Below are 7,243 nucleotides of genomic sequence, written 5' to 3'. Positions count from 1 at the left end.
TATTTGAGATAGACTATCACCAATTGCATTAAAAGTTAGCGGTGAAAAATTTTCGTTTTTGGTAGATTTACCTGGAATAAAAATGGAAGGCACCATGGCACAAATACCAAAAATAACAGCAACCCAAATAGATAATTGACGGGTGGCCGCTTCAGGACTGGAGAACCAACTAGGATCATACATAATTACCCAAAACCATGGGGCAATTACCCAAGCCCACTGCCCAATCCACTGTGCAATAGCCATAATTTGGGTACGCTCATGGAAATCCTCGCTCATTTCATAGCCCATAGCCACATATGGTACACTGAAAATTGTAAGCCCTATATAGAAGAAAAAAGAGCACAATAGGAAATAGGTGAAGTTATAATTCACACTGTTTTCCCCATAAAGCTGCCACATTACAGAGAAGGCAACACCCATAATAATTGCACCAAGAAATACATATTGCTTTCGTCTTCCCCATACAGATTTTGTGTTGTCGGAAATGAAGCCCATAATGGGGTCTGTTACGGCATCTAGGACACGTGGAAGGAAATAAACCATTCCCCACATCCAGCCCGGAAAGCCAAGGTTCTGTACCAAAACCACCATAAATATTCCCAGTGATGCAGGGAACATTTGATTGGCGAGCATGCCTATACCAAAGGCAATTTTCTGGCCCATCGGAACTGTATTGATCGTTGTTGACATGGTCATTGGGTTTTTGGTGGTTATGAAAATTTGTTTGGATTTATTGAAATTATCTTGAAGGTGGGGCCTTTACTTCTTGTAAGAGTTTTTGGATATCGCCACCATAAGACTTAACAATCGGATTTCCGTCCCGCCTCAAGTTTTCAAAAACTCCCTTATCAATCAAATCCCATAGGGCATATTTGGCCTCACCGGTGATGGTGAATAGACCAAAATGATTTTCTGAGCCATTGGTATTTTCCGAATCTTTCCAAGATTCATTAAAAGCTTCAAAATAAAAGCAGGAAATTCCCTCGGAATTGGTCCAATCACGCATCAATTGATGGTACAATGCCTGCTTGTATTCATCCGTAGCCCTCGATCCATCTATACCATAAAATCCATCAGAAATACTGGCCCAGCCGGTTTCTCCTATGTGTATAGGTTTTTCTACTCCTATACTTTTCATATAGCTTGCCACGGAATCATATTGGGTTTTGGCAAAATCCTTGGCACGAAGCATGGCCGCATCCACCTTTTCGATTTCAGTAAGGTGCATCTCTTCATCAGGAACCCTCCAGAAATGGGGATTGTAATGTGTATTGTGGTAGGGATAGGTATGAAGGGAAATATAATCCACTGCTTTGGCCAATTTTTCTAAATCTTCTGTATGATAACTTGGATCACCACCACCCCAAGAGGAAAAATCATCCGAACTTGTTATCCATAGGTCCTCGGGAAGTTTACCTGAAACCTTCAGGGATTGTAAATGGTTGACCCATTTAAGGATTACTTCAGGCTGAACGTAATAACTGGTCGCCCACCTCACCATCGCCTCATTGCCAACTGCCAATATTTTAACTATATCAGGGTATTGATTGGCCAATGCCACAGCACGTTCAATCTCTCCTTCATTTTGTTCACTTTCTACATGATGATTTGGCTCCATTTCGGTCCAGGCATTTTTACAATCTATCCATGCCCCAAGCATCAAATACATTTCAAAATCTCCGTCCTCATTTTTCAACTCTTGAATTGCTTTAAGCAGGTTTGAAGCATGAGGAAACTGTACATTGTAAGTACGCAGAATTTTGATCCCCATAGCTGAAAGTATTTTCACATCTTCTTTCAGCTGTTCAACGCTGGGCTGAATTTCTCGTGATTTTTCCCTGTATCCCTCGTAGGAGATGGCCTGGTAATTCGGATTGCCTAAAATGTCTTTTGCTCTCACTTCTTTAATTATTTTAGATTTATCTGATTGTTCATTTGTTGCTTTATTGCTACAGGAAATAGCCACTATCAGTGCTAATCCCATGCTAAATGATTTGAATGGTATCAGTTTCATATTAAAGTATTTTTTAGATATAAATTGATATTATATTTAATTTCAATTATTTATGATATTTCAATCCAAATCCAATAGGAAATAGTGGTGAACTGGAATTGTCCCAGTAATTTGGACCATATTTTCCTAAATAATCCTTTTCCGATTTGGGCCAGGAGTGGGGGAGCTTCCCCTTAAAATCATATTTACCAAAAAGTACCTCTGCAATTCCATGGCCTTCTGAACCTGGCAGCCAAGCCGCAACAAATGCATCACATTGCTTGATTTGATTGCTCACAACAAGAGGTCTTCCTGAAATCATTACCACTACTGTTTTGATTCCTTTTTCCACGTAAGTGGTTATATAATTTTGATGCCTTTCCGTAAGTGTCAATTGGTACTTGTCCATCTCTCCACCAATGTCTCCAAAAAATTCCGCATAGGGACTTTCACCTACCACTATCAGGGCAACATCCACATCTTCAATTTGAGCAGTACCATCAGGGTCATAAAGCACCTCACATCTAGAATACATACTGACTCCTTTCAAAATAGTGGTTGCTCCCAGGTAATTTTCGCTTGTACCTTGCCAATTCACCGTCCATCCTCCTGATTGTAGTCCCGCATTATCTCCAAACTCACCAACCACAACAACTTTTTGATCTTTCCTTAAAGGCAATGCATTGTTATTGTTTTTAAGAAGGACCAAAGATTCCCTTACAGCCTGTCTAGCTACATCCCTGTGTTCTTGAATACCGATTGATTTTATAAGTTTCTGATCAGGAAATGGATTTTCAAATAGCCCAAGAAGAAACTTCTGCTTTAAGATTCTCCTTACAGCATCATCAATTCTTTCCTGAACGATCTCCCCATTGAGGACAGCTTTTTTTACCCCTTCCTGAAAAGCATACAGATCCCCATCAACAGCCATCACCATATCTATTCCGGCATTGATGATCTCGTTTTGGCCAAAACGGGAATAAGCCTTCCAATCCGACACCACTATGCCCTGAAAATTCAATTTTTGCTTCAGAAGATCGGTAATCATCGCTTTATGGGCATGCATGGCAATTCCTTCAAAAGTATTGAACGAAGCCATAATGGCGCCTACTCCAGAATCTATGGCTGCTCGGTAAGGAGGAATAAGCAAACGGTGAACTTCTTCTATACTGAGGGAGGTATTCCCCCCTTCAATTCCAAAATCCGTAGCGCCATCGCCAATAAAATGCTTGGCTGTCGCCATTACGCCATACTTTCCTGCAGCGTTTTGATACCCTAGTACAGCGGCAGCAGTAAGGGATGCAGTGATTTCCGGACTTTCAGAAAATGCTTCGTATACGCGTCCCCATTTTTCATTCAAGGGTACAGCTGCGCAAGGAGAAAATACCCAGTTGAATCCGGTAGCTTTGGACTCAATAGCAGTAATTGTGCTTACTTTTTCTACCAATTCAGCATTTCTTGTAGCCCCCAAACCAATATTATGGGGGAAAATAGTGGCTCCCTCAAAAGTATTTTGACCATGTACTGCATCAACGCCAAACAGCAGAGGAATTCCCAACCGGGTGGCCAATGCCCTTTCCTGCATGGCTGTAAATTTCGATTGCCATTCGGACGCTTCCTTTCCGGGAACTGGGCCTTGGGTATGGATGACCGAACCTATAAATCTGGTTTGGATTTCTTCCATCCTTATGTCATCAAAATGGCGTACCTGTGTCATCTGACCTATTTTTTCATCAAGGGTCATCTGCTTGAGTAATGCTTCAGTTTTTAGCGCTATCTTTGGGTCCATTTTGATTTTTCGATCCATATTCTGGCTTTGAAAGAGCTAATATTAATTAGTTAGATGCATGCCTACCTTAATATTGATTGCTTGATTCTTACCAATAGGCTTACAATCTCTCCACTTCTCTGGAATATTTCATCACTTATGCTTTTATCAAGAAGCAAATCTTCAAAATGCAAAGGAGAACCATTTTTCCTCTGTACTTCAATGCTGTTTTCATCCGATAGTTTGTATATTATGGGGACTTGACAATAGGTGAAAACCAAGCTATTTTCTTCCATAGGCAATTGTATAAACTCCCCTTTGATGTTCACATAAGAGAAAACTTGTTTATTAGAAAGAAATTCCGACTTCCTTAACAAGTATGGATTAAACAAAAGCTGTCCTTCACGGATAAATACACCCAATTCACCAAACCTTGATAACATATCCTCTTTTACTTGACCTGTCATTCCTGGTTGCTGAACCCCTTTATTGGCAGGAGTATGAGAATATGGGTCTGTAGGGAATGCACCGTAAAGGGTAGGGGACTTATGTACTCCGATTCCCTCATAGATTTCATAGTAATGCTCCAAGAGTTTCCCTATTAGCTCCTCATTTTCTTTGTCCTGTATTGCTTTTATGCAGCATTCCTGTACTGCTAAAAGCAGCTTGGAAACCATATGCCAGTAAATAGATCCCAATCCCTCGTAGCCATAGAAGGTGCCTGATCTTCCTGTAAAAGCCTTATGATTAAACACTTTTTCAAAAATCCGCAGCACTTCTTCTTTATTAGTCGCTGTCAGATTTGCAGCATTTAAATCCAATAAATCCAGCCCCAAATGAAGATCTGCTGCATTTTTAAAATTCCCGTTGAAATGGTAATCTCCATTGGCATATTTTTCAATGATGCTCCTGTCGCCTTTCTCCAATAATTCTGTCAACAGTGCCGAACCTGAAACATCTTCTTTAGAAATAATATTCTTTTGCAGGAAACCGGGAAGCTCCTTGTTGGGATAAAGCAAATAACTGTACTGATCCTCTCTGAAAAGTTTGCTTGCTTTGAGTCCATCCAATGTTTCAAGGGCCTCTTTTGAAGTCAGATAACCTGAACTCAATACAGCCACCTGGCCTTCAAGCATTTCACTTAAGAAGGAAATTGTCACTTCCTTTTCATTCTTAAGTGTCATCAAATTGTATGCATGGTACAAATTGTCCCTTCGTTTATTGGCACGGATGGTATGGTCAAGGTACCAGAGACAAAGGGTTGAAAATTCAGCCAATTCCCTTATAGGCAATACCAAGCGCTTTCCGGTGAAAGACTGCGCATAAACCTGCATTCTGTAATCGCTTCCGGCCTGACCCAAGCCATCAAGAATGGTCTTTTTGTCAATATCTGATATTCCAGCTTCAAGAAGGACTTTATTTTTCAATAAATGCTCTTGAACCTTATTGAAAAATTGCATCAGTTCTTCTGATATGCTCACTTCTTTCACATTACCATTCTCAATTAGCCTATTGAAGAAGGATAAAAACCTCCTCAGATAGTACAAGGTAACCATAGAAACCCCATTGCCTACCAATGCATTATTTGCGTCATTCCATTCCGGACGTTGGGTATTCATCCAAATTCCACCCTCTGGAATAAAATTGGAAACCTTGGACAAAATAGTAGCGAGAATCTTTTCTATAAAGTTTACATGGTGAATGACACCCTGTCTATTTTGTAGCAAGGCAGCATCGGCTCCCAGTTCCGACCACCTATCCATGATGGTATGGTCAAGTTGCTGATTGAAATCAATGGTATCCTTGGGATTTTTAAGCATATCTGCATACGCTTTAATCCTATAAGGTACATTGGCATATACAAAAACGTCCTCGATAAAAAAAGAGGCTAATTTTCCGGGTTTATGGTTTTCTGAAAACTCCAAGAACTTCAATAGGTAAATGATCTGATGGTCACCCCAATAACCTATATAAGACCATGGGTCATCCGCTTCTATCCGCTCCCAATCCAGGCCATGTTTGGTAACCCTATAGGGATTATAACCATCAAATGTTGAGGCATTTAAAAACTTAAAAATCATGCCATCAATGAAGTCTGGATAGGAGTGGGCCAAGGCCTCCCAATTCTGGAATATATCTCTCCAGTTTCCCGCATAATCCAGTACTTTTGATCCATCATGTTCGTTGCGTGTATTGATAGATAAATGATTCCAGGGACGGCTGGGATCGCCATGTCTTCGGCTGAATTTTAATGGCAGGTATTCAAATAATAAACGCTTGAGGTCCTTATCCTCTGATTGTAAGGCAAATTCTTTTATGGAAGCAACAGAGAAATGGTGGGGTAGGGTATTCAAACGCTCTTTGTGTTGATTGAATACTATTTTATTGGCCTTGGAGAGATAATTTTCGAGGTCTTTTTTTTCGATTTGATAATTGTTGTCGAATATTCCGCCACGCATAATATTGAACATCGCGTTGGCAAAATGCCGGGTATCACGCAATGGGTCAGAGCTAAGCTGTAAACCGTCCGCACCTGCATTCAATTGCACCAACTGCCGGGTTCCCTGTTCAATATCTTCTTTGATTTTGGAGATCAGGTCGTTGTCATGTGTTATGGATCTGGCAAGAGCAATAATCTGGGAAGCATTTTGATTGATATCAGCAACAAGCATCCATTCTTTTTTACCATCAACAGGCATTACTATATCAGCCTGGGTAAAATATGCGCCTTTTTCAGCTTTGACATCGGATTCCTCAATGATGTCAATGCCCTTTCTGAAAGAATTTAGTTGAGAGGAGGAGAGGAGATGCTTGGTATTTTCCAAGCCCAATGACCAAACGATCGAAGCTTTTAAAGCCTCACTAGGTTCGGCCTTATCTACGATGATGGCGCTTAAAGCAAAAATCCCTAATCCACTTTTCTTTTCCAGTTCATTTCTCTTATAAGCATCCACCAAATTACTTCTTTGGCTTTGAAGGGCACTGTTTACCCCATAGGGTACGAGGTTTTGAACCCCATCCAAAATTGAAATGGTGATTTCTGATGTGCTGTTATTATAAAGTCTACTGTTTTTAACAAAACCATATTGCTCACTGGTGCACCACTGGTATTGAAAAGTGAGGTTTAAATCGTAATTAACCTCTTCAAAAAGGATTTTATTACCATATACATTTTTATATAGGTTACGCTCTAATTTGTACTGATTAGCATAATGAATGGAGAATGGTTCCCATATGTGGAGCACCTCATGTTTTTTTATTCGAAAGATTGTTTTCGAACCAGTGGTTTCAGCAGACTCAATAATTTTATCATCGGTGTAATACGGGAATAAAGCATTTTCAGGATCTTTTCTGCCGGCACTTAATCCACCATTACTGCCTATAAACAACCAATGGTTAGAATTGCTGATGATACTCATAAAAAAAGGTCTCATCTGATCGACATTGGAAATTTTATAATAAAGTTCATTGTCGAGATG

At 40.1% G+C, this 7,243-nt stretch carries 4 protein-coding genes; all 4 read right to left on the bottom strand.

Going from position 1 to position 7,243, the window contains the following annotated elements; genetic code table 11:
• On the bottom strand, nucleotides 1-693 hold a 693-nt coding region (locus QZT73_RS14665; RefSeq protein WP_291788932.1), incomplete at its 3' end, for an MFS transporter.
• 49 nt (nucleotides 694-742) lie between these two features.
• Nucleotides 743-2,017 (bottom strand): glycosyl hydrolase family 17 protein, encoded by a 1,275-nt coding sequence (locus tag QZT73_RS14660; protein WP_291784596.1) that lies wholly within the window; start codon nucleotides 2,015-2,017, stop codon nucleotides 743-745.
• A 46-nt stretch (nucleotides 2,018-2,063) separates the two neighbouring features.
• A complete protein-coding gene (locus QZT73_RS14655) occupies nucleotides 2,064-3,803 on the bottom strand; it encodes a glycoside hydrolase family 3 N-terminal domain-containing protein (protein WP_291788930.1) in 1,740 nt (579 codons plus the stop codon).
• A gap of 44 nt (nucleotides 3,804-3,847) precedes the next feature.
• Nucleotides 3,848-7,243, bottom strand: a 3,396-nt coding sequence (locus QZT73_RS14650; RefSeq protein WP_291788928.1) for a hypothetical protein, incomplete at its 5' end; no start/stop codon positions are given.

The organism is Cecembia sp., from assembly GCF_007126775.1.
GTDB lineage: Bacteria > Bacteroidota > Bacteroidia > Cytophagales > Cyclobacteriaceae > Cecembia.
Note: the sequence above shows the minus strand (reverse complement) of the source record. Positions and strands in the feature narration are given on the sequence as shown.

Bases quoted from the DNA above. Each gene is read 5' to 3' on its own strand.
- QZT73_RS14660 (WP_291784596.1), bottom strand. From the start codon at position 2,017: ATGAAACTGATACCATTCAAATCATTTAGCATGGGATTAGCACTGATA.
- QZT73_RS14655 (WP_291788930.1), bottom strand. From the start codon at position 3,803: ATGGATCGAAAAATCAAAATGGACCCAAAGATAGCGCTAAAAACTGAA.